The following is a 23,810-nucleotide window of genomic DNA, read 5'->3' on the forward strand; positions in this document are numbered from 1 at the left end:
TTTTGTTAGGTTGTTGAGCGCGCCCCTTGCTCCTGGATAAAGAGCGGTGAGGACGGCTCTTCTGCAGTTCAAATCTGCCCAGACCTACCAATATGCGGGGCCATAGCTCAGCTGGGAGAGCGCCTGCCTTGCACGCAGGAGGTCAGCGGTTCGATCCCGCTTGGCTCCACCACTTTCGCAGTTGTGTCACTTGATCAGAACTTAGAAATGAGCATTCGTTGATGAATGTTGATTTCTGGCTTTTGTCAGATCGTTCTTTAAAAATTCGGATATGTGATAGAAATAGACTGAATGCCAGTTTCACTGCTGGTTATTCAGGCTAAGGTAAAATTTGTGAGTTCTGCTCGAAAGAGCGACGTGCGAATTTTCGGCGAATGTCGTCTTCACAGTATAACCAGATTGCTTGGGGTTATATGGTCAAGTGAAGAAGCGCATACGGTGGATGCCTTGGCAGTCAGAGGCGATGAAAGACGTGGTAGCCTGCGATAAGCTTTGGGGAGTCGGCAAACAGACTGTGATCCAGAGATCTCTGAATGGGGGAACCCACTCAGCATAAGCTGAGTATCTTGTACTGAATACATAGGTGCAAGAGGCGAACCAGGGGAACTGAAACATCTAAGTACCCTGAGGAAAAGAAATCAACCGAGATTCCCTTAGTAGTGGCGAGCGAACGGGGACCAGCCCTTAAGCTGGTTTGAGATTAGTGGAACGCTCTGGAAAGTGCGGCCATAGTGGGTGATAGCCCCGTACACGAAAATCTCTTGCCAGTGAAATCGAGTAGGACGGAGCACGAGAAACTTTGTCTGAACATGGGGGGACCATCCTCCAAGGCTAAATACTACTGACTGACCGATAGTGAACCAGTACCGTGAGGGAAAGGCGAAAAGAACCCCGGAGAGGGGAGTGAAATAGAACCTGAAACCGTATGCGTACAAGCAGTGGGAGCCTACTTTGTTAGGTGACTGCGTACCTTTTGTATAATGGGTCAGCGACTTATATTCAGTGGCGAGCTTAACCGAATAGGGGAGGCGTAGCGAAAGCGAGTCTTAATAGGGCGCTTTAGTCGCTGGGTATAGACCCGAAACCGGGCGATCTATCCATGGGCAGGTTGAAGGTTAGGTAACACTGACTGGAGGACCGAACCGACTACCGTTGAAAAGTTAGCGGATGACCTGTGGATCGGAGTGAAAGGCTAATCAAGCTCGGAGATAGCTGGTTCTCCTCGAAAGCTATTTAGGTAGCGCCTCATGTATCACTGTAGGGGGTAGAGCACTGTTTCGGCTAGGGGGTCATCCCGACTTACCAAACCGATGCAAACTCCGAATACCTACAAGTGCCGAGCATGGGAGACACACGGCGGGTGCTAACGTCCGTCGTGAAAAGGGAAACAACCCAGACCGTCAGCTAAGGTCCCAAAGTCATGGTTAAGTGGGAAACGATGTGGGAAGGCTTAGACAGCTAGGAGGTTGGCTTAGAAGCAGCCACCCTTTAAAGAAAGCGTAATAGCTCACTAGTCGAGTCGGCCTGCGCGGAAGATGTAACGGGGCTCAAACCATGCACCGAAGCTACGGGTATCACCTTTGGTGATGCGGTAGAGGAGCGTTCTGTAAGCCTGTGAAGGTGAGTTGAGAAGCTTGCTGGAGGTATCAGAAGTGCGAATGCTGACATGAGTAACGACAATGCGAGTGAAAAACTCGCACGCCGAAAGACCAAGGTTTCCTGCGCAACGTTAATCGACGCAGGGTTAGTCGGTCCCTAAGGCGAGGCTGAAAAGCGTAGTCGATGGAAAACAGGTTAATATTCCTGTACTTCCAGTTATTGCGATGGAGGGACGGAGAAGGCTAGGCCAGCTTGGCGTTGGTTGTCCAAGTTTAAGGTGGTAGGCTGAGATCTTAGGCAAATCCGGGATCTCAAGGCCGAGAGCTGATGACGAGTGCTCATTAGAGCGCGAAGTGGTTGATGCCATGCTTCCAAGAAAAGCTCCTAAGCTTCAGATAACTGGGAACCGTACCCCAAACCGACACAGGTGGTTAGGTAGAGAATACCAAGGCGCTTGAGAGAACTCGGGTGAAGGAACTAGGCAAAATGGCACCGTAACTTCGGGAGAAGGTGCGCCGGTGAGGGTGAAGCACTTGCTGCGTAAGCCCACGCCGGTCGAAGATACCAGGCCGCTGCGACTGTTTATTAAAAACACAGCACTCTGCAAACACGAAAGTGGACGTATAGGGTGTGACGCCTGCCCGGTGCCGGAAGGTTAATTGATGGGGTTAGCGCAAGCGAAGCTCTTGATCGAAGCCCCGGTAAACGGCGGCCGTAACTATAACGGTCCTAAGGTAGCGAAATTCCTTGTCGGGTAAGTTCCGACCTGCACGAATGGCGTAACGATGGCGGCGCTGTCTCCACCCGAGACTCAGTGAAATTGAAATCGCTGTGAAGATGCAGTGTATCCGCGGCTAGACGGAAAGACCCCGTGAACCTTTACTATAGCTTTGCACTGGACTTTGAGCTTGCTTGTGTAGGATAGGTGGGAGGCTTTGAAGTGGGGACGCCAGTTCTCATGGAGCCATCCTTGAAATACCACCCTGGCAACCTTGAGGTTCTAACTCAGGTCCGTTATCCGGATCGAGGACAGTGTATGGTGGGTAGTTTGACTGGGGCGGTCTCCTCCCAAAGAGTAACGGAGGAGTACGAAGGTGCGCTCAGACCGGTCGGAAATCGGTCGTAGAGTATAAAGGCAAAAGCGCGCTTGACTGCGAGACAAACACGTCGAGCAGGTACGAAAGTAGGTCTTAGTGATCCGGTGGTTCTGTATGGAAGGGCCATCGCTCAACGGATAAAAGGTACTCCGGGGATAACAGGCTGATACCGCCCAAGAGTTCATATCGACGGCGGTGTTTGGCACCTCGATGTCGGCTCATCACATCCTGGGGCTGAAGCCGGTCCCAAGGGTATGGCTGTTCGCCATTTAAAGTGGTACGCGAGCTGGGTTTAGAACGTCGTGAGACAGTTCGGTCCCTATCTGCCGTGGACGTTTGAGATTTGAGAGGGGCTGCTCCTAGTACGAGAGGACCGGAGTGGACGAACCTCTGGTGTTCCGGTTGTCACGCCAGTGGCATTGCCGGGTAGCTATGTTCGGAAGAGATAACCGCTGAAAGCATCTAAGCGGGAAACTTGCCTCAAGATGAGATCTCACTGGGATCTTGAATCCCCTGAAGGGCCGTCGAAGACTACGACGTTGATAGGTTGGGTGTGTAAGCGCTGTGAGGCGTTGAGCTAACCAATACTAATTGCCCGTGAGGCTTGACCATATAACACCCAAGCAATCTGCACACGAAGCAGATTGTGGTGGTGAAGATGACACGAACCGAAAGTTCGCAACGAACCACAAAGATCACATATCCGAATTCGCTGGAGTATCCATCTGGATCTTCTGGCAACAGAATTTCTTGACGACCATAGAGCATTGGAACCACCTGATCCCATCCCGAACTCAGCAGTGAAACGATGCATCGCCGATGGTAGTGTGGGGTTTCCCCATGTGAGAGTAGGTCATCGTCAAGATTCATTTCGCAAAACCCCTATCTGCGTGTGCAGGTAGGGGTTTTGTCTTTGCGCCTCTGAAACACGCGTACCCGTAGGCGCCGGCAAGCCGGCTCCTACAGAAGCATGTGCAGGTAGGGGTTTTGTCTTTGCGCCTCTGAAACACGCGTACCCGTAGGCGCCGGCAAGCCGGTTCCTACAGAAGCATTTAGCCTCGTGCCAACGTTAGAGGCTGTCAGGGTCACCAAAGAACATCTGTATCCGCGACCTCAACCATTTCTCCGCCGGATCATTGTCCTGGGCCCCGCGCCAGGCCATGTGCAATTCGAACGTCCGCACCTCCAACGGCAGGTCTTCCGCCCGCAACCCGCCCGCCGCCGTCAACGCATCGGCCGTGTAGTCCGGCACCGTGGCGACGATATCGGTCCCCGCCAGCAAGCTTCCCAGCCCGTTGAACTGCGGCACCGCCAGCACCACATGACGCTTGCGGCCGATCTCGTCCAGCGCTTCGTCGATGAACCCCGACAGGTCGCCGGCGAACGACACCAGCGCGTGGGGGCGGGCGCAGAAGTCGTCGAGGGTGATGCTGCCGGGCATGCTGTCGGCGCGCAGCAGTTTGGGCATGCTGCGGCGCAGCACCTTGCGCTTGGCGTTGGCCGGCAGTTCACTGGTGTAGCTCACGCCCACCGAGATCTCGCCTGAGGCGAGCAGGGTGGGCATCAGCAGGTAGTTGACCCGGCGTACTACCAGCACGATGCCGGGGGCTTCGGCGCGGATGCGCTTGAGCAGTTGCGGCAGCAGGGCGAATTCGGCGTCGTCGGACAAGCCAATGCGGAACACCGCGTTGCTGGTGGCCGGGTCGAACTCGGCGGCGCGGCTGACGGCGGTGGAGATCGAGTCCAGCGCCGGCGACAGCAGGGCGAAGATCTCGTGGGCACGGGCAGAGGGCTCCATGCTGCGGCCGGTGCGCACGAACAATGGGTCGTCGAACAGGCTGCGCAGGCGCGACAGCGCGGCGCTGATCGCCGGCTGGCCGAGGAACAGTTTTTCGGCTGCGCGGGTCACGCTGCGTTCATGCATGAGCGTTTCGAACACGATCAGCAGGTTGAGGTCTACGCGACGCAAGTCGTTACGATTCATTCGATGCGGCTCGCTTTAGTGGGGCAGGGGTGAATCTTAAGGCCAAAGGCTGGTACCCTGCACCGATTTCCGGGTGCCAATGCACAGATTTGTCAGGGGCCCAATCAATGACAGGCATGTCGACTATTAACAGCCACTGATGGCCCAACCGTGAAAGCCCGGATAAAGTCCGTGGTAATACGAGATTCACATAGGCGAGGTATGCGATGTCCCGCATGATCCGTTTCCACAAGTTCGGTCCGGCCGATGTGCTCCGCTGCGAGGAGCAGGCCGAACCGACTCCGGCCGTCGGCGAGGTGCAGGTCCGTGTCGAGGCCATTGGCGTGAGCTGGTACGACGTGCTCTGGCGGCAGAACCTGGCGCCGTCCCAGGCGCACCTGCCGGCGGGCATTGGCCATGAGATGGCCGGTGTGGTCACGGCTGTCGGCGCCGGGGTGGATGATATTGCGGTGGGCGACCGGGTCGCCAGCTTCCCGGCCACCAGCGCCAACGACCACCCGGTATACGGCGACGTCATCGTGCTGCCGCGCATGGCCATCACCCGTTACCCCGATGTGTTGACCCCCATCGAGGCCAGCGTGCACTACACGCCGCTGCTGATCGCCTATTTCGCCTTCGTCGATCTTGCCCGGGCCAAGGCCGGGCAGACGGCGCTGGTCACCGATGCCAGCCACTGCGCGGGGCCAGCCTTCGTGCAACTGGGCAAGGCGCTCGGGCTGAAAGTGTTCGCCGCCACCAAGGAGCCGGAGCAGCGCGAGTACCTGTTGGGCCTGGGCGCGGACAAGGTGATCGTCACCGAAGAGCAGGACCTGCTGATGCAGATCGGCAAGTACACCGATGGCCGCGGCGTGGACATGGTCCTCGACGGCCTGGGAGGGCCGCAGATGTCGCTGCTTGGCGATGTGCTGGCACCCCGTGGCAGCCTGGTGCTGTATGGCCTGCAGGGCGGCAACCAGACACCATTCCCGGCCTGCGCGGCGTTCAAGAAGAACATTCAGTTCCACGTGCACTGTATCGGCAACTTCACCGGCAAGCCGGAGTTGGGCATAGATCAGGACCAGGTTGCCTTGCAACGGGCCTTGCGCGATATCAACCAGTTCACCGCCGATCATTTACTGACGCCGCAGATCATCAAGGTGTATCCGTTCGAGCAAGTGGTCGAGGCTCATCGCTATATGGATGAATGCCCTTGTGGCGGGCGGGTGGTGTTGGATATGAAGGCGTCCTGACAGGTACCGAACTTCGGTCAGGCACTCCAGATACGCCAGATGTGCCAATTTGATGGGGCTGCTTTGCAGCCCCATTCTTTTTAACGCGTCTGTAAGGTGTTTAAGTTAAGGGGAACTTATCGGATGCATCCTACAAACTTAGGCTGAATTCAGAGGCGTATGTTGGTCCTCTCCGATAGTTTGAGGTTAATCAATAATTACCTAAACGTCTTACTTCCGTTTAGGAAGTTTCCTTCAAGCGCAACGCTATATTCATCTGCCAGAATTTACGCTTCAGCCTGAATCGTTCAGGCAAGTGGAGCGAACGCATGAGTAATACCCACGACCAAGCCATGCACTATGTCTACCAGCAGGTTCTGCAACGCCTGTTCGAGCATATGAACCAAGCCCAGCGCGCGTCGGTGCAACTGTTGATCCAGCGCTTGCTGGTGGTGGCCGGTGGCCAGGAGCACGTCGGCCGATTCCAACTGATGGTATTGCACGGGGCTGACCGGCGCAGCGCCCGTTTGCTGGCCTGCCTGCGCGCCGCGCAACTGAGCATTTCCCTGCGCTATGTCGACACCTTCCGTCTGAGAGTGTTGGTGGCCAGGCATCCGACCCTCGACGATGCCACCCTGGCCAGTCACGAGCGCTGTTTCAGTGCGCTGTTCCTGCACGATGACCCGCGGGTCGAACTGTTACGCACCGACGGCGGCCAGATAGGACGATTCGGTGCCCGCCCGAGCTGTTCGTCCGAACAACGTGCCGCCAGCGGCAAGGCCTGGTTGCTTTTTGGCCACTTGACGGGTGGGCAGCCGGAAGCGGTGCTGGGCGCGAGGGCCTATCTGGAGCTGGCGGCAGGCCTGGGCAAGGCGCTGGCGGTGCCCGGTGATGTCGATGCATTGGTTACTGTCGTGCCTGCAAGCCAACGCCGCCGCCTGCTGACGTGGAGCAGGCATTGCCTGCGCCAGTTGGTCGAAGCGGGATACAGCGCGCCAGGCAAAGACATCGATGCCCTCGCCAGAGGGTTGACGCAGCTGGGCCTGCTGCTGGCCGACCCCTTCGAGGCACCGACACCCCGCACACAGGACGGGGGCGGGCAGGGCCTGCGCGTGGTGACGGTCGAGGATGTGCTGCAGCATCTGGATGACAGTGGCCCCCTCGATCAGATGCTGGGACGCCAGGACGCCTTGCGGTGCACGGCCCAGGGCCCGGCAGGTCTGTTCGATCCCCTGCCACTGGCACATCTGCATGGCCTGCAAGCGCAGTATGTCGAGGCGGGTGGTTATCGCGAGGGTGCCCAGGCCTTCTTCCGACGCCTTGAGCCTGCGCAGGCGGCTTGGCCTCAGGGTCAGGCATTGCGCGAAGAGGCCCAGGCGCGCCTGTTCGACGCCTATGGCGTGGGCGAGGACCAACTGGTCTGCCAGCTGTTTTCCCCCTTCGAGGCCAGGGGCCGCAACCTGGAGGCGTTCGTGCAACGTTGCCATCCAGGTATGCGCGTCGCCTTGCCTTACCTGCACCAAGCGTTGCAGGGCCGACCTTGCCCGGAGCCGGTCAGGCAGTGGCTGATCGACACCAGCGGCCTTGAGTTGACGCAACTGCGGTCGCTCTATGCAGGCCGGCCGGGGGCGACGATGCAACGCCTGCTGCTGATGCTGGGCAGGCGCGACAGGTGGTTGCGGGTAATGTAAGTCGGTGGGGTATCCATGGCACCGTTGTCGGGGGTCAAAGCTGTACCCGGCGCAACCGACCTTCCAGCGGCACCACTCGGCCCTCGGGGGTAGGCAGCGCACGGCCCGACAGGCCCATGCCTTCGCTGACCACCACCGCACCCTCCACCAGGCACAGGTTCGACGGTGTATCCAGCTCCCGGGCCAGGATGCTCACCACGCCGCTGTGCAGGTCGCAATGCAGCAAGCGTCCGCTGAAGCGGGTGAAGCCGCCATGCAGCGCCTCGCCGTTCCAGTCGGCGCGCAGGGGTTGCTGCAGGCTGGCGCAGAGCTCCAGGACCAGCACGTTGCCCTGCGGATCCAGGGCAACGCCGGTGGGCAGTTGCAGGCCGTCGATCAGCACCTCGAGGCGCCCGCTGTCCGGCCAGGCCCGGATCACCTGGCCGGCCTTGTCGGCGAAGTCCACGCCCTTGCGCGCTGGGTCGGCATGCAGCTCGCCGGAGAACAGGCTGACCAGCACCGCCCCGGTTGCCGGCTCATATACCAGGGTGACAGGCACGGCTTCCTGGTTCTGCTCCAGGTGCGGCAGGTGCACCAGCACCTGTTCTTGCGCGCCGGGGCGCAACTCCACCAGTTCGTTGGTATCCGGCTTGACCGCCAGCCAGCTGCGCCGGCCGGGGTGATAGCACAGGGCATTGAGGTTGCCCTGGCTATGACACACAGGTTCCGGCGGGCTGTATTGCAGGTCGAGGAGTTTCGAGCCTGCGACGTAATCGGTCTGGCTGACCAGGCAGCGCCCGTCGCCAAAGGCGATGTCCGACAGGCCCATGATCTCGTCGCGCAGCATGCGCGCCTGCATGTTCATGGCACGGAAGCCCTGGGCGAGGGTTTCGCGGGGCAGATATGCGCCTGGGTTGCTCGGGTCGACGGGCAAGCGGCTGATCCGCCCGGTGAACGGGTCGCCGGGCAGGCCGCTGCCGGCTTCGATCAGCAGCAGGCTGCCGTCGTCCTCGACATGGACGCCGCGGGGGTTGAGCAGGCCTTTGGCGATGATCGAGGTGGGGCGCAGGGTTTCGCGGGGGTGGTGCGGGATATGCAGTGTTGTTGGCATGGATCCTTCCTGTCGCACGGGTTCTTGAGCCTTGTTCATTGAATGATGAAAAGCGCCGGGTGACATCCCTGCCACCCGGCGCTGCTGCCTCAGTTGATCTTCAGATGGTTGTAGTCATCCATGGTCAGCTGCCTCGGTGGATACTTCAGTTGCACCAGTTTCTGCGCCCAGAGCTCGAGCACCGATCGACGGCTTTGCGGCATGTCCCGGGTGATCGGCATGGCCACGGTGCTTTCTTCCTGGTACGGCTTGCTGATCAGGCGGATGAGCTGGTCCACCGCGCCTTCGATGCGCGACAGGTCATTGAGCGGCATGAACTTGCCCATGATCGGGTACAGGTAGTAGTAGGGCTCGAAGATCCTCGGGTAGATGAAGCTGTCCCAGATCAGTTGCCCCGAGTCGGCCTTCAGATAGACCTTGTTCCATTGGTCGACGAACGCCTGCTTCAGCGTGGGCTCCTCCGGCAGCACCCTTAGCGGCGCGAGGAAGTCCACATAGGCGCCCAGGTAGTTGAAGCTGAAGACGATATCCGCCTTGCCGTCCTCGTTGGGGAAAAAGCGCAAGGTCGGGAAGCCGGGAAACTTGCCGGTGACCGTCACGCTGGCGATGCCGTTGTCGTCGGTGGTGATCTGCAGGTAGTTGTAGGTCACCTGTTCGTTCGCCGGCTCCTGCAGGTATCGGGTCTGCGTTTTGGCGCCCTCGAAGACCAGGCAGGCGCCTAGCGATATGCCGGCGGGGGTGGTCTTGTACTGCTGGTACGGCACCTCCGTCCCGCCATCGGTCGCCACCTCGCTGCGCAAGCCCACCAGCTTGCGTCCCGCGCCCTCGGTTGCCACGGCATCGACCTCGGGGGTACCGACGAACTGCGGCCAGACTTCGGTGTTCTGCGTGCGATCGGCCGGGAAGTCCTTGAACAGCGTGAAGTTGGGATTGTTGCTGAAACCCAGGTAGTAGCTGGAGGTGCCCAGCAGATAGGGGTTGTTGTATTCCGCCACCAGCAGGTTGGTGTTCTTCGCGGGCACGCCGTTCTTCTGCACCATGATCTGCAGGGTCCTGGTTTCGCCCACGTCGATGAAACTGCCGCTCTGGATCACTTCGGCGGTCCAGGTCGCCTGCTTCGAGGTCGGGGTCCCGGTCGCCTGCTGTTGCAGCGCCAGCGGTGCGCCGCTGGTCAACTGCGCCTGCTGGCTCTCGGTGAGCAGCAGGTCGAGGATGCCGGAGCGCTGCTCGAACATGCTCTGTTGGTAGTCCGCGTAGGTGAAGCTGGTCACCGGGACGAACGTACCGCCCTGGTCGATGCCCACGTCGAAACTGCCGAGGTCGAGTTTTTCTGCCGTCGGGATATCGGGATTTTGACCTGCTTGCGGTGTGGCGGGTTTGAACGGGAAGGTATTCATCAGGTCCAGCGACAGCATGCTGTCGTGAACCTGCGCCGAGACGACACCCAGCTGTACCTCGGGCGGAGACTTGAAGTTGTACTGCGGGGGCACGGCCACTGCAAGGTCAGGTACCAGGCGCACGCCGGCCGGCGCGGTCGGGTACTCGCCATCGAGCCACAGGCCTAGGACACCGGAGGTGCAGCTGTAGGCCGGGTTGAAGAAGATGCCTGCGGGATTGCTCAGGCCTTTCTGGTACAGCGCCTGGACCCTGGCCATGTCCACCGGGTCCTGGGATTTGGCACTGATGGGCGGCTGGTCGTTGAACACGCCGTTCTTGTCGTAGAAAGTCAGGTAGGTGCAGAAGCGGAACATCAGGCCCTGCACACCCGGCTTGTCGAGTTGCGCCTGGAGGTTCTGCAGCAGCGCCGAATCACCGACAACCCAGCTCAGGTTTTCTTTCGGGAAGCACGTCTGCCAGGTGGTGGTGACATAGTTCAGCCCGCCGAAGGCACCCCAGTTGAAGTTGAGGAAGCGATCGAGCATGCGGAATTGCCGCTTGGCGGTCAGGCCGCAGGTGTCGTTGCCCAGGACCAGCTTGTCGAAGTACAGGGCGGTGAAGGTGTTCTGCCAGGGGCTGACGTCGACGAAGCGCGCCGGGCTAGGGTTGCTGCTGCCGAACGGATTGCCGTACAGGTTGTAGGGCAGGGTGATCAGCGGGTCGCTTTTGACATAGCCACCGGTGGGCAGCTCGCCGCCGATGATGGTGGAGGTGGTCTCTTTGTAGGTGACGGTGCCGCAGCCGTTGTCGCCGAACAGATCCCACTCGGCGGGCATCATGACAGGGTAGGGATTGCGCGGGGACGGCGCGTTGGGCGGCGCCTGGGTGACGTAGTCCGGCGCTTCGTGGAGCGCCCGGGGCGTGATCATCCAGTTCAGCAGCAGGTCGCGGGCATTGTCCCTGTTGATGTTGTAGTGCTGGAGGAAGCGCCAGTTCATCTCCATGTTCACCGCGTCGTACAGGGGGAACATATCGTTGTTGTTGCCCGTTGGCGGGTTCCAGAACATGTGGCCTTTCAGGTAGATGCGGGGGAAGTTCAGTACGCTCATGTCGTGCTCCTCAAGGACGCTGCCACTGGGCGCGCTTCAGCGACCAGACATAATCGAGTTTGTTGTAGCCCTCGAACTCGGACGCGGGCACCGGCTCGGTCGGGTAGACGATGCCACCCTGGCCGGCCTCGCCATCCTGGGCGAAGTTGAAGTAGCCGTCGTTCTTCGAATAGGCCGCCGTGCCGTGGCAGGCAAAGCACGAGGACTGGGTCTGGAAGGCCGACTCCAGCTGGGAGTTGGCCAGCAGTGTGGGGCTGGTCTGCAGTTGCGTGCCGATCAGCGCGTAGCGCGACAGATCTCCGTACCAGGCCTGGAACTGCGTGTTGACCGGTACCGCCGCCGGTGTCGGCCCGGTGCTGTTGGTCATTGGCTGGGACGGTGTGGCGTTGGTTACGGTGTACAGGTGATTGTTGACGTTCTCGAAGGTGGTCCAGACCCAGCCGGTGACCAGCTTGTTGATCACGTGCAGGGCAGTGAGCGCGGCGTAGCCGACCTCGTATTTGCCGTCCTTGTTCTGGTAGTAGGCCTGGGCGATGTAGTAGCCGTCCTTCTCCAGTTGCGCCTGGTAGGCGGCGTCGCTGCCGATCCACAACCAGCCGGCCTTCACTTCCCAGGACGTGGCCGGGAAGTCCAGGCTGCTGGTGAGGGCGTCCTGGCCATTCATGTTGTAGACGCCCTGGTCGACGATGTAGTCGAAGGTGGACTCGCCCATCAGCAACTGGAAGCGCACGGGCTTGCCTTGCTGCGATGCCGGTACCGCCCCGCCCATTTCCAGGGCCAGGCCATCGACCTGCTGGGTGGCGTTGAGGTTGTGGAAGGCGCGCTTGAGGTTCATCCCTGGAATCTTGGCGGCCTTATCCGTCACGTCCGCCGGAGGGGGGAAGGGCGTGCCGTAGGGCGTGGGTTTGGAGCCGTCGGCCAGGTACACCTGGTCCGACGGTTTCATGGTTTCCCAGACCCGGTCCAGACCGTTCGGTGCCAGCTGGTTCAGGCAGTTGAACCAGTTCCAGCTCAGGGTTTCCTTGCTCGTGGCGAGCAGGTCCCGGGCCTGGGCCTGATTGCCGTTGAAGGTCAGGAAGTTGCTGCAACTGAAGGTGTTGGTGTTGTCAGCCTGGGCCAGTCCGGCCAGTGTGCTGAGAACGGTTATCGAGATGGCTCGCCGCATGTGTGCTCCTTGGCATTGGCCAGGTCATGTTGGTTCTGCTCCAGGAAATGCAGAAGCAGCAGGTGCTTGACCGCCGTTGCCGCAATGCGCCGCGGCAGCGGTACGTCGCAATCGGTGATCAGCAACGGGCCTGCCTGCTCGCTGGCGGGCGGGCGGCCGTGACTGCCACGGACCAGGCCGCTGTCCAGCGGGATCAGGTCCATGTAGTAGCGCATGCCGAGTTTTTTCTGCAGCAGACGGCGCGCCACCTTCAATCTGGGGAGGCGGATGGCCGGGTCGACGAACAGTTCCACCGGGTCGTAGCCGGGCTTGCGGTGGATGTCCACGGTGCGGGCGAAGTCCGGCGCCTTGCGCTCGTCGAACCAGTAGTAGTAATCGAACCAGAATCCCGGAGCGGCCAGCGCCACCAGCTCGCCGCTGCGAGGATGGTCCAGTTGCCAGGTGCGCTGCTCGGCCCGGTCCAGCACCTGCTCGATGCCGGGCTGGCGCTGCAGCAGGGCCTTGATACGCGGAACATCCTCCTCGCGCCTGACGTAGACATGGGCGATCTGGTGATCGGCCACCGCGAAGGCCGCGCTGGCACCGGGGTCGAGTAATTCCCAGGTCAGCGACTGGCGCACCTGCAACAAGCCTTGCTCGCGCAGTACGCGGTTGATGGACACCGATTGCCCGACCGCCTCGATGCCGTACTCCGACAGCAACATCACCGCCGCGCCCTGGTCCCGGGCGAAGCTCAGCAGGCGCCCGACTTCATGGTCGATGGCCCGTACCTCATCGGCGATCGACGGATGCTCGGGGCCGACCTTCTGCAGGCTGTAGTCGAGGTGGGGCAGGTAGACCAGTTGCAGGTCGGGGCGATTGAGCTGGAATTCGAGCAGGGCGCAATCGACGATCCAGCGGCTCGAGGCGATGCCCGCCGCCGGCCCCCAGAAGCCGGGGAAGGGGAACTCGCCGATCTGCGCTTCGATCCGTTCGTGCAGGCCTGGCGGCGACGAATACAGCCCGAAGAGCTTGCGCCCGTCGGCCGGATAGTGCGGGCGCGGGGTGATCGAGGCATCGACGTTGGCGTACATGTTGTACCACCAGAACAATTGGCTGCAACGGAACCCGGGCAGTTCGCGCTTGAGCGTGTCCCAGACCTTCTCGCCCTGGATCAGCGCGTTGGGTTGCAGCCAGAAGCGCACCTCGGCCTGATCGCGAAAGTACCAGCCATTGCCGACGATACCGTGCTGCGACGGCGGTGCTCCGGTCAGGATCGAGGCTTGCACCGTGGAGGTCACCGCCGGAAACGACGGCTGCAGGCTGGCCATCTGCGCGGTCTTCAGCAGTTCGTTGATATGCGGCGTGTTCGGGCCTAGCAACGAGGGCGTCAGGCCGACCACGTTGATCAGCAGCAGGGGTTTACGGGCAGGCATCGGCATGCCCCTCGCATATTGTTGCGTGCAGCAGGCGACGCTGGCGCAGCTGTGCCTCGACCCAGTGCAACTCTGCGGCGATGCCGCGCAGTAGGGCCTGCTCGTTGCTCGGCCGCAGTTGTGCCGGCAGGACACTCCAGCTGTAGGTTTCCACTTCCAGCACCGGGCGCAGGTCGTCGTGGGCGGCCAGGTAGTCGAAGGATTGCCCCAGTGCGGCCTGGCTGCCGCTGAGTTCGGGCAGCAGTAAATGCTCGCTGAACAACGGGACGTGGAAGTGAATCCGCAACTCGCCATAGCGTCCGGGATCACGGGCGCAGTCGGCCAGTGCGGCAGGCAGGTCGGCCCAGGCCATCAGGCGACCCTGATTGTCCCGCGCCTTGACCTGATGCAGGTAGGTGGCTTCGGAAAACTCGCCGAGCACATCGAGGACTTGCGCGAAACGCTGCAGATCATCGGCCGGCAGGCGGCAGATCATGGCGTTGGACAGCTGGATCTTGCCGATCGGCACCCCGGCCAGGCGCAGGCGGTCCAGCGAGCGATAGCAGTCCTCGAACATCACGGCCTGGTGGCAGACGTCGAAGCACAGGGCCAGGTATTCATGGTGCGGATCGCTGCCTTGCCAATGGGCGAAGAAGGCGATGGCCTGGTCGGTGTTTTCCAGTACGCAGTCCGGCTCCATCTCCAGACAGAACACCACCTTCCTGCCGCTCTCGCGATGCAGCCTGGCCAACTCGGCGGTGAGCTGGCGCAACTGCTGTTCGGCGCGCTGCTGCAAGGCCGGGCTCCAGCTGGCGGCGTAGCCCAGGGGCACGGTGGAAATCACCCCTTGCCGGCAGTCCGCCGGCAAGGCCTGCGCCAGGATTCGCGCGAGGTTCAGGCTGTAGGTCAGGCGCTCGGGCATGGACCAGTCGGGCAGGTAGACCTCGGCCTTCACCGCGCCCTCATGGAACTCGCCATAGGGAAAACCGTTCAACGAGGTAAGGCGCAGCCCGGTGTCCTGCAACAGGTCGAGGAAGTGGCCGCGTGCCGAAGCATCCTGCAACGCGCCGGCGGCGCGGGCGCAGATCCACAGGCCGCTGTCCTGTTCGTGCAGCCCGCGCAGGTGGCGCACGCCCTGGAAGTGGCGCTCGATCGACGCACGCAGCCCGGCCAGGTCGCGGGTCGGGTGCACATTGCCGCAGTAACCGACCTGGGTGGGCGTCCACATCCCGGTGCTCATTTGATCACCGGGTCCTGGCCGCGCAGGGCAGAGTTATCCTGCCAGGTCTTGCGCTGGTCGATCGGCAATGGCGTGCTGACCAGGGCCTTGTCCAGCTGGCCGCTCTGGGCGAAGAAGTCGACCGGGTTATGGAACAGCACCTGCTCGACCTGGGTTTCGCTGAAGCCGGCTTCGCGCATCGCCTGGCCAGTCTTCGGCACTTTCAGCGGATCGCTGACACCCCAGTCGGCGGCGCTGTTGACGATCATTTTCTCCGTGCCGTACTGCTGCAGCAGGGCGACCATGCGCTGCTCCGACATCTTGGTGTTGGGATAGACCGAATGGCCGCGCCAGCAGCCGGTCTCCAGCACCAGGGGCAGGGTCAGCTCGTTGAGGTGGTCGATCACCACCAGGTGCTCGGGGATGCCGACTTCGCGGATCACCGCCAGGGTGCGCTTGGTGCCGCCGATCTTGTCGCGGTGCGGGGTGTGCACCAGCACCGGCAGGTTGAACTGCCTGGCCAGCTCCATCTGCATGGCCAGGAAACGGTCTTCCTCCGGGGTGATGTCGTCGTAGCCGATTTCGCCGACCGCCACCACGCCATCCTTGACCAGGTAGCGCGGCAGGATGTCCAGCACTTCCTGGGCCAGCCGCAGGTTGTTGGCTTCCTTGGGGTTGATACCAATAGTGCAGAAGTGGTGGATGCCGAACATGCTGGCGCGGAAGCGCTCCCAGCCCAGCAAGGTGTCGAAGTAGTCGACGAAGCTGCCGACGCTGGTCCGCGCCTGGCCCTGCCAGAACGCGGGTTCGATCACCCCGGTGATGCCGGCGGCCGCCATGTTCTGGTAGTCGTCGGTGGTACGGCTGACCATATGGATGTGCGGGTCGAAATACGTGGGCATGGTGAATCCTCATCAAGGGCAAGGAGATGTCGGTTGTGCGGGGGCCGGCGGTGGATCGGTCAGCTGCCGAAGAGGTGCTCGTGCCACTCCGTCGGCAAGCGTTGCTGCTGGTACAGGCCCGCCAGGCGCTTGCGCTGCGGCGGGCTGAGCAGGCCGAAGGCGATCAACCGGGGCAGGCTGGGCGATACCGGGCGCCCGGCAGCGAGCTGTTCGTCCATCAGGTCGAGGGCCAGCTGGTTGAGGGGCGCGCCCTGGCGCTGCGCCAGGCCGCTCACCCGTGCGGCATCGAGGCCCATGCCCAGCGCCTTTAGCACCAGTTGATGGAAGGCCCGCTCCGGGTAGTGACGGGACGCATAGGGCGTGTCCAGTGCCAGGGCGGCGAAGACCCGTGGGTTGCTGGTGCGGCCGGCGAACAGCGCCAGCTCGAGGCAGCGCCCCTCGCTGTCGAGGTCATCGAGGGCCTTGAGCAGGGCGACTTTTTCCTGGTCGTCACCCCATTGGAACAGTTGCTCCAGCAGCGCCGGGCGGGCCTCTTCGTGCTGCAGGCCGACGACACAGGTCAGCAGCAAGGCGCGGGCCAGCTCGATGGTGCTCCAGCCATCGGCGCCGGGCACCGCCTGGTCACGCAGGTGGCGCTTGCATTGGCTGCTGAACAGGGCGGCGGTATTGGCGTCCGGCGATTGCCGCAGGCGTTCCTGGGCCTGCTGCCACCAGCGTTTTTCGGTTTCGTCGAGCAGTTGATCCAGGGCCCGGCTGTGTTCGGCCAGCCGTGGCTGGGGCACGGTGACGTCCATGTTCATGTCGGTTTGATCCAGCGTTGAAAGTGGGGAAGCAGGAAAAACATCAGCACGCAGAACAGGCTGCCCAGGGGCTGGTTGGCCACGGCCATCACCAGGGCATCGAACAAGGGCAGGGCGGCCAGGCCGGCACCGATGAAGGCGCGGACCTTCAAGCGCTGCGGATTGGCCAGGTGCAGCCAGTAGTGGCGACCGAGCCAGCCCAGCCAGAGCAGCAGCACCGGCCAGAACCACAAGGTCTCGGCGTAGATCGCCAGGGCCAGGGGGCTGAGCATCAGCAGCAGGGGCAGGCGGCTGAGCAACTGGTTGCGGTGCTCCTGGCTGGCCAGGTAGGTCAGCCCGCTGATGTACACGCCCAGCAGGATCGCGCAGAGCCAGATGGGTTCCGGCGGCACCGTCAGGCTGGCCGCTGCGGTGAGGTACAGCGCCGAGCGGCAGGCACCCATCAGCCAGACGCTGTGCACGTACTTTTTATGCAACAGGTTGTAGCCGAGGATGCAGCCGACCAGCAGGGTGATGCTGCCCAGCAACCACTGTGGCTGCTCGGTCAACTGGCTCAGGCCCAGTGCCGAGGCACCCGCCAGGGCCAGCAGGAGAAGTGTCGCGAGCTTTACTTGCCGGCAACTGACCAGGCCCAGGGTAATCGGGCGGGGGTTGTTGTGTCGCTGGTCCCAATCGGCGTCCAGCAGGTCGTTCAGTAGCATGCCAGCCAGGTAAAGGAGCGACAGCGTCACCAGCAGCAGTGCCCACACCAGCCCCGAAGGTGGCGCCAGGGCGCCGGTGCTGCTGGCCAGGAGGGCGGCGGCGAGGGCGTTGGTCCATACCGTTGGCAGGTTGGAGACCCGGCCCAGGGTCATCCAGGTCTTGAGGCTCGCCTGGGGCTGGCTCATTGCGCGCAACCCTCGCTCAGGCCGAAGGGGGCCGCGTCGAGGCTGGAGAGGCGCAGCAGGGCCTGCTGCATCAGGCAGTCATCGATTTCATGCAGGTCGATCGAGGCACCGATGCGGCTGAGCATGGGGATCGACAGCCGGCCGCCCAGATGCTGACGGAACTCCTCCAGCCCAAGCATGACCTGGAAGCGTCCCAGCTCGTCTTTGAAGGTCAGTTCCGTCGGGCACAGATTGAACCCGAGCTGTTGCAGGAGGCTCACCACCCGCTCGCTGTCGGAATCGCTCAACAGCCCCAGGGCATTGGCATACAAAGCGTCGAGGGCCATGCCCACAGCGACCGCCTCGCCATGGCGCAGGCGGTGCTGGCTGAGGTTTTCCAGTTTGTGCGCGGCCCAATGGCCATAGTCCAGCGGCCGGCCGTTGCCGCGCTCGAACGGATCGCCGGCACCGGTGATATGCCCCAGGTGCAGTTGGGCGCAGCGGAAAATGGCATGGCGGCTGGCCGGGTGATCGAAACGGGCGAGGGCGGCGGCCTGCGCCTCCATCCATTGGAAGAATGCCTCGTCCTTGATCAGCGCCACTTTCACCGCCTCGGCCAGGCCGGCGATCTGGTCGCGGCGGCTGAGGCTGGTCAGCAATTGGAAATCGTTGATCACGGCGGTGGCGGGGTAGAAGGCGCCCAGCAGGTTTTTCTGGCCGAAGGCATTGATGCCGTTCTTCACGCCGATGCCGGCGTCGTTCTGCGCCAGCACCGTGCTCGGCAGGCGGATCAGGCGGATGCCGCGATGGAAGGTGGCGCAGGCGTAACCCACCGAATCCAGCAGGGCGCCGCCGCCCATGGCCAGCACGTAGCAGTGCCGGTCGAGGCCGTGCTTGAGCATGTCGGCATACAACTGCTGGAGCACTTGCGCGGTCTTGCTCAGCTCACCGGCAGCGACGGCGATCGGCGCGGCCTGCAGGTGCAGGTCGCGGGCATGGCTGGCGAACCAGGCCTCGATCTGTACGGGCAGATGCGGATTGCACTGCAACAATTGCTGGTCGGCGAAGATCAGCACCGTCACCCGGCCGTGCTGCCCGGCGGTGAGCTGCTGGTGCAGGCAGGGGTTGCCCAGGTCGAACAGATGATCGGTAAAGCGCACCGGGTAGTCGTAGCTGACCTCGAAGCGGCCGTGCAGGACCTCTGGCGTGGCGGGTTTGCGCAGCTTCCTGAACAGGCTGTAGCCGGCGATGAACAGCCCCGGCAGGACCATGCTGGCGAGGAGCGTGACCAGCAGCGCGTTCTCCTCGACGAGGAAGCTGCCGATGGCGCAGTAGGCCAGGGCCAGGCCCATATTGGCCAGGGTCGTGACCAGGACGAAGGCGCGCAGTGGATAGCGCTGCATGCCGGCGGCGACCACCGAGGTCTCCGCCAGTACTGGCACACCGCGCAGGCAGATCAACGACAGGGTACCGAGCTTTTGCACCAGTTGCCCGGGTTTGCGCTGGTGCAGGCCGAGGCGGCCGGACAGCACGCGGAAGTAGCCGGCGCCCAGGGCATAACCCAGCCAGGCGCCGAGGCACAGGCCCACGAAGATCACCAGGTAGCCACCGACGCTGCCCAGGACGGCCACGGCGAGCAGCGCTACCACGCTCGACGGCACCGGCAGCACTACGTCCAGTGCCAGCAAGGCGATCAGCAGCAGGGCCAGGTTGGCTTTGCGGGCGGGGCTATCGGGCAGGTACAGCTCAAGGTGGGCGAGGAAGTCCTGGATTTGTTGTTCGAACAACAGAAAGCTGGCGATCACCAGTGCGCTGAAGCAAACAAGTGATACCCAGAAATATTCGGCAGGCGCATTGTTGCGGAGCACACGATGCCACAGGCTGCGCTTCATCAAGCATCCCTCTTGATATTGTTATGACTGATTTCCGTTTCAGTTTTCAGGGCAGCGTGTTAATGCTTGGACGGAATAAAACGCTCCAGACTGCGTGATATTGTTATGATGGCCAACTCGACGGTTTTAAAAAAATTAGACGCTCGGCGGGCTTTTGCAAGACGGGGTTGAACGATTTTTTGCTTCAGCTGTCGGCGGCGCCCGAAGCACTGTCTCCTGCGCATTCCCTTCACCTCTCAAGCGCCGCTTATCGGAAGTTTGCTTGCGTACCGGGGTGAACGCCTCGGATCAGCGGCGTGCAGGTTTGCGGGCCACCGCGTGCATTTCAATTTCTGTAAAAGCATATTTGTTCTTTGATGACCGCCGACTTGATCCCCGGCACTTGCCCCTGGGGTGGATCTGTATGTATAACCAGTATCCGCCCTCAACGTTCGCCCCTCTCATGATCGCCCATTCCGTCGACGACCCCTTTTACTACCTGCACAACTTTCGCCAGGTGTTGAGCTGGGTCGAGCAGCGTTACGCCGACTTGCTCGACAACGATGAGCGTCATTTCATCCAGGCCTTCTCCGGCCTGCCCATGCCGACCCAGGCCCTGCTGGTGCGCATGGTGATGCGCAAGGGCGAGCTGTTTCGCAGCGACAAGCTCGAGTACGCCGAGATCGGTGATAGCGACGCGGCCGTGGTTCCCTTGCTGGCATTGGGCTGGGTGGCCGATGACACACCTCTGACGGTCGAGCAGTTGTGGACACTGCTGCGCAAGGAGGAGGTGGTGCAGTGCTTCGCTGGCCAGCTTGCCCGGCCCCGGGCGGGCAAGGCCGATCTGCTGGCCCAGTTGCAAGCGCTCGCGCTCGAGCCAAGACCGCTGTGCGAGTGGTTCCCGACGTTCCCTGCACGCATTCTGCATTGGCGGCTACAGCCCCTGTGCGATCGGCTGCGCCTGTTGTTCTTTGGCAACCTCTATCAGGACTGGTCGGACTTCGTGCTGGCTGACCTGGGTGTGTTCCGTTATGAGCACGTCAGCTTCAGTGACGACTCGCGGGCCTTGCGCCAGCGTGCGGATGTCGACCTGGCCATGGCCCTGCACCAGTGTTCAGAACGGCTGGAGCAGGGCGAGCCGCCCGCTGGGCTGCTGGCCACCCTGGACGGGCTGGCCAGCGCCAACCCCTGGCTTGCCCGGCGCCGCGCACGGTTGTTGTTCAGCCTGGGCCAGCACAGCGAGCGCCTGGCCGACTGGGACCTGGCCCTGCGCATCTACCAGGCATGCGAACACCCCGAGGCGCGTATTCGCCAGGTGCGGGTGTTCGAACGCAGCGAGCAGTGGCCGCAGGCCCATGCGCTGGCCATGCGGATGGCCGAGGCGCCGGCCAATGCCTTGGAGCGGCAGGCGCTCGAGCGTATGGTGCCGCGCCTGGCCCGCAAGCTGGGTGGGCCGCCGCAGGGGCGCCGGCGCACGGGCAATGTCGAGCTGATCGAGCTGGAATTGCCGGCCGAGCTGGCGATGCACGGGGTGGAGGAAGCGGTGCGCCTGCACCTGGAGCAAGCGGGGAGCGTTGCGCATTACGTCGAGAACACCCTGTTCAACAGTCTGTTCGGGCTACTCTGCTGGGAGGCGATCTTCGCCCCGGTGCCAGGTGCGTTCTTCCACCCTTTCCAGGCCGGGCCGCAGGACCTGCACGACAGCGACTTCCAGGCGCGGCGGGCGTCACTGTTCGAGCGTTGCCTGGGCCGGCTTGATGATGGCAGCTACCCTGAGGCGATTCGCGACTGCTTCACGGCCAAGCAAGGGCTGCAGTCGCCGTTCGTGTTCTGGCAGATGCTCGACGAGGGCCTGCTAGAAGACGCCTTGGCCTGCCTGCCGGCTCAGCACCTGAAGGCCTGCTTCGTGCGGTTGTTGCAGGATATCCGCAACAACCGCGCCGGCATGCCCGACCTGATCCAGTTCTGGCCCGCGCAAGGGCGTTACCGCATGGTCGAGGTCAAGGGGCCGGGTGACCGCCTGCAGGACAACCAGCTGCGCTGGCTCGACTTCTGCCAGGCACATGGCTTGCCAGTGGTGGTGTGCCACGTGCGCTGGAAGGCCGAGCAGGCATGAGTTACACCGTCGCCGTGCGCGCCTTGTGCGAGTTCAGCGCCAAGGTCGGTGACCTGGACCTGCGCTTCACCCCTTCGCCCACGGCGCAGGAGGGCATTGCCGGCCATCGCCGGGTAGTGGCAAGGCGCGGCGCGGACTATGAGGCGGAAGTGGCCCTCGAAGGCGAGTACCTGGGGTTGCGTGTGCGCGGCCGCGCCGATGGCTATGACCCAGCGCGCAATCGCCTGGAGGAGATCAAGACCCACCGCGGCGACCTGGCCCGGCAACCGGCCAACCACCGCCAGTTGCACTGGGCGCAGGCCAAGGTCTACGCCTGGCTGGTCTGTCAGGCGCGGCAGTTGCCGGACATCGACGTCGCGTTGGTCTACCTGGATGTGGACAGCGAAGGCCAGACGGTGATCAGCGAGCGCCATACGGCCGACGATCTGCGGCGTTTCTTTGAGATGCAGTGCCTGCGTTTTCTCGCCTGGGCCAGGCAACAGGAGCAGCGCCAGGGCGAGCGCGACAGTGGCTTGAACTCGCTGAGTTTTCCGTACCCCGAATTCCGCCAAGGGCAGCGCCAGCTGGCTGAGACCCTGTACAAGGCGGTGAGCACTGGCCGCTGCCTGATGGCTCAGGCCAGCACTGGCATCGGCAAGACCCTCGGGACGTTGTTTCCGTTGCTCAAGGCCGTGGTGCCGCAGCAACTGGACAAACTGTTCTTCCTCACCGCCAAGACCCCCGGTCGTGCCCTGGCCCTGGACGCTCTGCGGCAAATCACCCAGGCTTCGCCGCAACCGGCCCTGCGCACCCTGGAGCTGATCGCGCGCGACAAGGCCTGCGAACACCCCGACAGCGCCTGCCATGGTGAATCCTGCCCGCTGGCCCAGGGGTTCTATGATCGCCTGCCGGCCGCCCGCGAGGCTGCCGCGCAAGTGCCCGTGCTCGACCGCGACAGCCTGCGCGAAGTGGCGCTGACGCATCAGGTCTGCCCCTATTACCTGGGCCAGGAGATGGCGCGCTGGGTCGACCTGGTGGTGGCCGACTACAACTATTACTTCGATGCCCACGCCATGCTGTTCGGGTTGGCCCAGACCAATCAATGGCGCATCGCGGTGTTGGTGGACGAGGCACACAACCTGGTCGAGCGCGGGCGGCAGATGTACAGCGCCAGCCTTGACCAGGGCCAGTTGCAGGCCCTGCGCCAGAGCAAACCTGCAGGGCTGGGCAGCGCCCTGGAGCGGCTCAACCGCCAGTGGAACGCGCTGTACAAGCAGCAGCTCGCGCCATACCAGGCGTCCGAGCAGTTGCCGGAAACCTTCGTACAGGCACTGCAACGTTGCATCGGGTTGATCCAGGAACGCATGAACGAAGCGCCGGCCGAGGTCGAGCCCAAGGTGCTGGAGTTCTTCTTCCAGGCATTGCAGTTCAGTCGTGTCGCCGAGCTGTTCGATGAGCACTTCCTGTTCGATATCAGTCAGCGCAACGGCGCGCGCGGGCGTCGCCTGGCCACGCTGTGCCTGCGCAACGTGGTGCCGGCGCGGCTGCTGGGGCCACGCATGAGCGCGGCGCGCAGCGTCACGCTGTTTTCCGCCACGCTCAATCCCCGCCGCTTCTATACGGACTTGCTGGGCATGCCCGCCAACACGGCCTGGCTGGAGGTCGCCGCACCGTTTCGCGCCGAGCAGTTGGAGGTGCGCATCGTCAGTGAAGTGTCCACGCGCTTCCAGCAGCGCCAGGCGTCGCTGGCGCCGATCGTCGAGCTGATTGCCGGGCAGTTTCAGCGCCAGCCCGGCAATTACCTGGCGTTCTTCAGCAGCTTCGAGTATCTGGAGCAGGTGGCACAATTGCTGGCCGAGCGCTATCCGTCCCTGACCCAGTGGCGACAGGCCCCGGGCATGGATGAGGCGGGCCGCGAGGCGTTTCTCGCACGCTTCGTGCCGGACGGTCAGGGCGTGGGTTTCGCTGTGCTGGGTGGCGCGTTCGGCGAAGGCGTGGACCTGCCGGGTACGCGCCTGATCGGCGCGTTCGTCGCCACCCTGGGGCTGCCCCAGGTCAACCCGGTCAACGAACAGTTCAAGCAGCGCCTGGGCCGGCAGTTCGGCGCGGGTTTCGACTACGCCTACCTCTACCCGGGGGTGCGCAAGGTGATCCAGGCCGCCGGTCGGGTGATCCGCGGCGACCAGGACCGTGGCGTGCTGTTGTTGATCGACGAACGCTTCGCCGAACCGCGGGTACGGCAGATGTTTCCCGACTGGTGGCAGTGCAGGTGATCGCCCCCATCGCCTGGCGATGAAACTCCCAGTACACTGCGCGTTCCAACCCAACATTCGTTGATTTCGA

The 23,810-nt window shown here is 62.6% G+C and carries 14 protein-coding genes, 1 tRNA gene and 2 rRNA genes; 7 read left to right on the plus strand and 10 right to left on the minus strand.

The genetic code is table 11. The features are described 5' to 3' along the window. The first annotated feature begins 96 nt into the window (after nucleotides 1-96). The 3 genes from JYG34_RS12555 (at nucleotide 97) to rrf (ending at nucleotide 3,561) form a co-directional block, all read left to right on the plus strand. Nucleotides 97-172: transfer RNA gene (locus JYG34_RS12555), tRNA-Ala, on the plus strand. Between the two features lie 243 nt (nucleotides 173-415). Beyond that, nucleotides 416-3,308, plus strand: a 23S ribosomal RNA gene (locus tag JYG34_RS12560). 137 nt (nucleotides 3,309-3,445) lie between these two features. Next, nucleotides 3,446-3,561, plus strand: a 5S ribosomal RNA gene (gene rrf / locus JYG34_RS12565). Nucleotides 3,562-3,765: 204 nt separating this feature from the next. On the opposite strand, the gene JYG34_RS12570 is transcribed toward rrf, so the two are convergent. Then, complete coding sequence (locus JYG34_RS12570) at nucleotides 3,766-4,680, minus strand: LysR family transcriptional regulator (RefSeq protein ID WP_248919984.1); 915 nt, start codon at nucleotides 4,678-4,680, stop codon at nucleotides 3,766-3,768. 206 nt (nucleotides 4,681-4,886) lie between these two features. Between JYG34_RS12570 and JYG34_RS12575 the strand changes: the two genes are divergently transcribed. Further along, on the plus strand, nucleotides 4,887-5,909 hold the full coding sequence (locus JYG34_RS12575; protein ID WP_213660969.1) for a zinc-dependent alcohol dehydrogenase family protein: 1,023 nt from the start codon (nucleotides 4,887-4,889) through the stop codon (nucleotides 5,907-5,909). Nucleotides 5,910-6,217: 308 nt separating this feature from the next. Next, nucleotides 6,218-7,579 (plus strand): hypothetical protein, encoded by a 1,362-nt coding sequence (locus JYG34_RS12580; protein ID WP_213660970.1) that lies wholly within the window; start codon nucleotides 6,218-6,220, stop codon nucleotides 7,577-7,579. A gap of 34 nt (nucleotides 7,580-7,613) precedes the next feature. Here JYG34_RS12580 and JYG34_RS12585 read toward each other — a convergent pair whose 3' ends face one another. The 9 genes from JYG34_RS12585 to JYG34_RS12625 all read right to left on the minus strand — a co-directional run bounded on the left by JYG34_RS12585 (nucleotide 7,614) and on the right by JYG34_RS12625 (nucleotide 19,393). Further along, nucleotides 7,614-8,669: a hypothetical protein gene (locus JYG34_RS12585; RefSeq protein ID WP_213660971.1), complete on the minus strand. Its 1,056-nt coding sequence runs from the start codon at nucleotides 8,667-8,669 to the stop codon at nucleotides 7,614-7,616. A gap of 89 nt (nucleotides 8,670-8,758) precedes the next feature. Next, nucleotides 8,759-11,155, minus strand: a complete 2,397-nt coding sequence (locus JYG34_RS12590) for a hypothetical protein (protein WP_213660972.1) — start codon at nucleotides 11,153-11,155, stop codon at nucleotides 8,759-8,761. 10 nt (nucleotides 11,156-11,165) lie between these two features. Further along, complete coding sequence (locus JYG34_RS12595) at nucleotides 11,166-12,320, minus strand: hypothetical protein (RefSeq protein WP_213660973.1); 1,155 nt, start codon at nucleotides 12,318-12,320, stop codon at nucleotides 11,166-11,168. Continuing rightward, nucleotides 12,299-13,735 carry an alkaline phosphatase family protein gene (locus tag JYG34_RS12600; protein ID WP_213660974.1) on the minus strand — a complete coding sequence of 479 codons (1,437 nt, stop codon included), beginning with the start codon at nucleotides 13,733-13,735 and terminating at the stop codon, nucleotides 12,299-12,301. Before JYG34_RS12600 ends, JYG34_RS12595 begins: the two co-directional genes overlap by 22 nt. Then, a complete protein-coding gene (gene eboE / locus JYG34_RS12605) occupies nucleotides 13,722-14,954 on the minus strand; it encodes a metabolite traffic protein EboE (RefSeq protein WP_213660975.1) in 1,233 nt (410 codons plus the stop codon). Before eboE ends, JYG34_RS12600 begins: the two co-directional genes overlap by 14 nt. Further along, a complete protein-coding gene (locus JYG34_RS12610; protein ID WP_213660976.1) occupies nucleotides 14,951-15,835 on the minus strand; it encodes a TatD family hydrolase in 885 nt (294 codons plus the stop codon). Before JYG34_RS12610 ends, eboE begins: the two co-directional genes overlap by 4 nt. 59 nt (nucleotides 15,836-15,894) lie before the next feature. Beyond that, nucleotides 15,895-16,635 (minus strand): EboA domain-containing protein, encoded by a 741-nt coding sequence (locus tag JYG34_RS12615; RefSeq protein WP_213660977.1) that lies wholly within the window; start codon nucleotides 16,633-16,635, stop codon nucleotides 15,895-15,897. After that, a complete protein-coding gene (locus tag JYG34_RS12620; RefSeq protein WP_213660978.1) occupies nucleotides 16,632-17,522 on the minus strand; it encodes a UbiA family prenyltransferase in 891 nt (296 codons plus the stop codon). Before JYG34_RS12620 ends, JYG34_RS12615 begins: the two co-directional genes overlap by 4 nt. Then, complete coding sequence (locus tag JYG34_RS12625) at nucleotides 17,519-19,393, minus strand: 3-dehydroquinate synthase (protein ID WP_213660979.1); 1,875 nt, start codon at nucleotides 19,391-19,393, stop codon at nucleotides 17,519-17,521. Before JYG34_RS12625 ends, JYG34_RS12620 begins: the two co-directional genes overlap by 4 nt. A 442-nt stretch (nucleotides 19,394-19,835) precedes the next feature. Between JYG34_RS12625 and JYG34_RS12630 the strand changes: the two genes are divergently transcribed. Then, on the plus strand, nucleotides 19,836-21,488 hold the full coding sequence (locus tag JYG34_RS12630) for a VRR-NUC domain-containing protein (RefSeq protein WP_213660980.1): 1,653 nt from the start codon (nucleotides 19,836-19,838) through the stop codon (nucleotides 21,486-21,488). Further along, complete coding sequence (locus JYG34_RS12635) at nucleotides 21,485-23,740, plus strand: ATP-dependent DNA helicase (protein ID WP_213660981.1); 2,256 nt, start codon at nucleotides 21,485-21,487, stop codon at nucleotides 23,738-23,740. The genes JYG34_RS12630 and JYG34_RS12635 overlap by 4 nt, the downstream gene beginning before the upstream one ends. Nucleotides 23,741-23,810: the final 70 nt, after the last annotated feature.

It is taken from the genome of Pseudomonas entomophila, from assembly GCF_018417595.1.
GTDB classification, from domain to species: Bacteria; Pseudomonadota; Gammaproteobacteria; order Pseudomonadales; family Pseudomonadaceae; genus Aquipseudomonas; species Aquipseudomonas entomophila_C.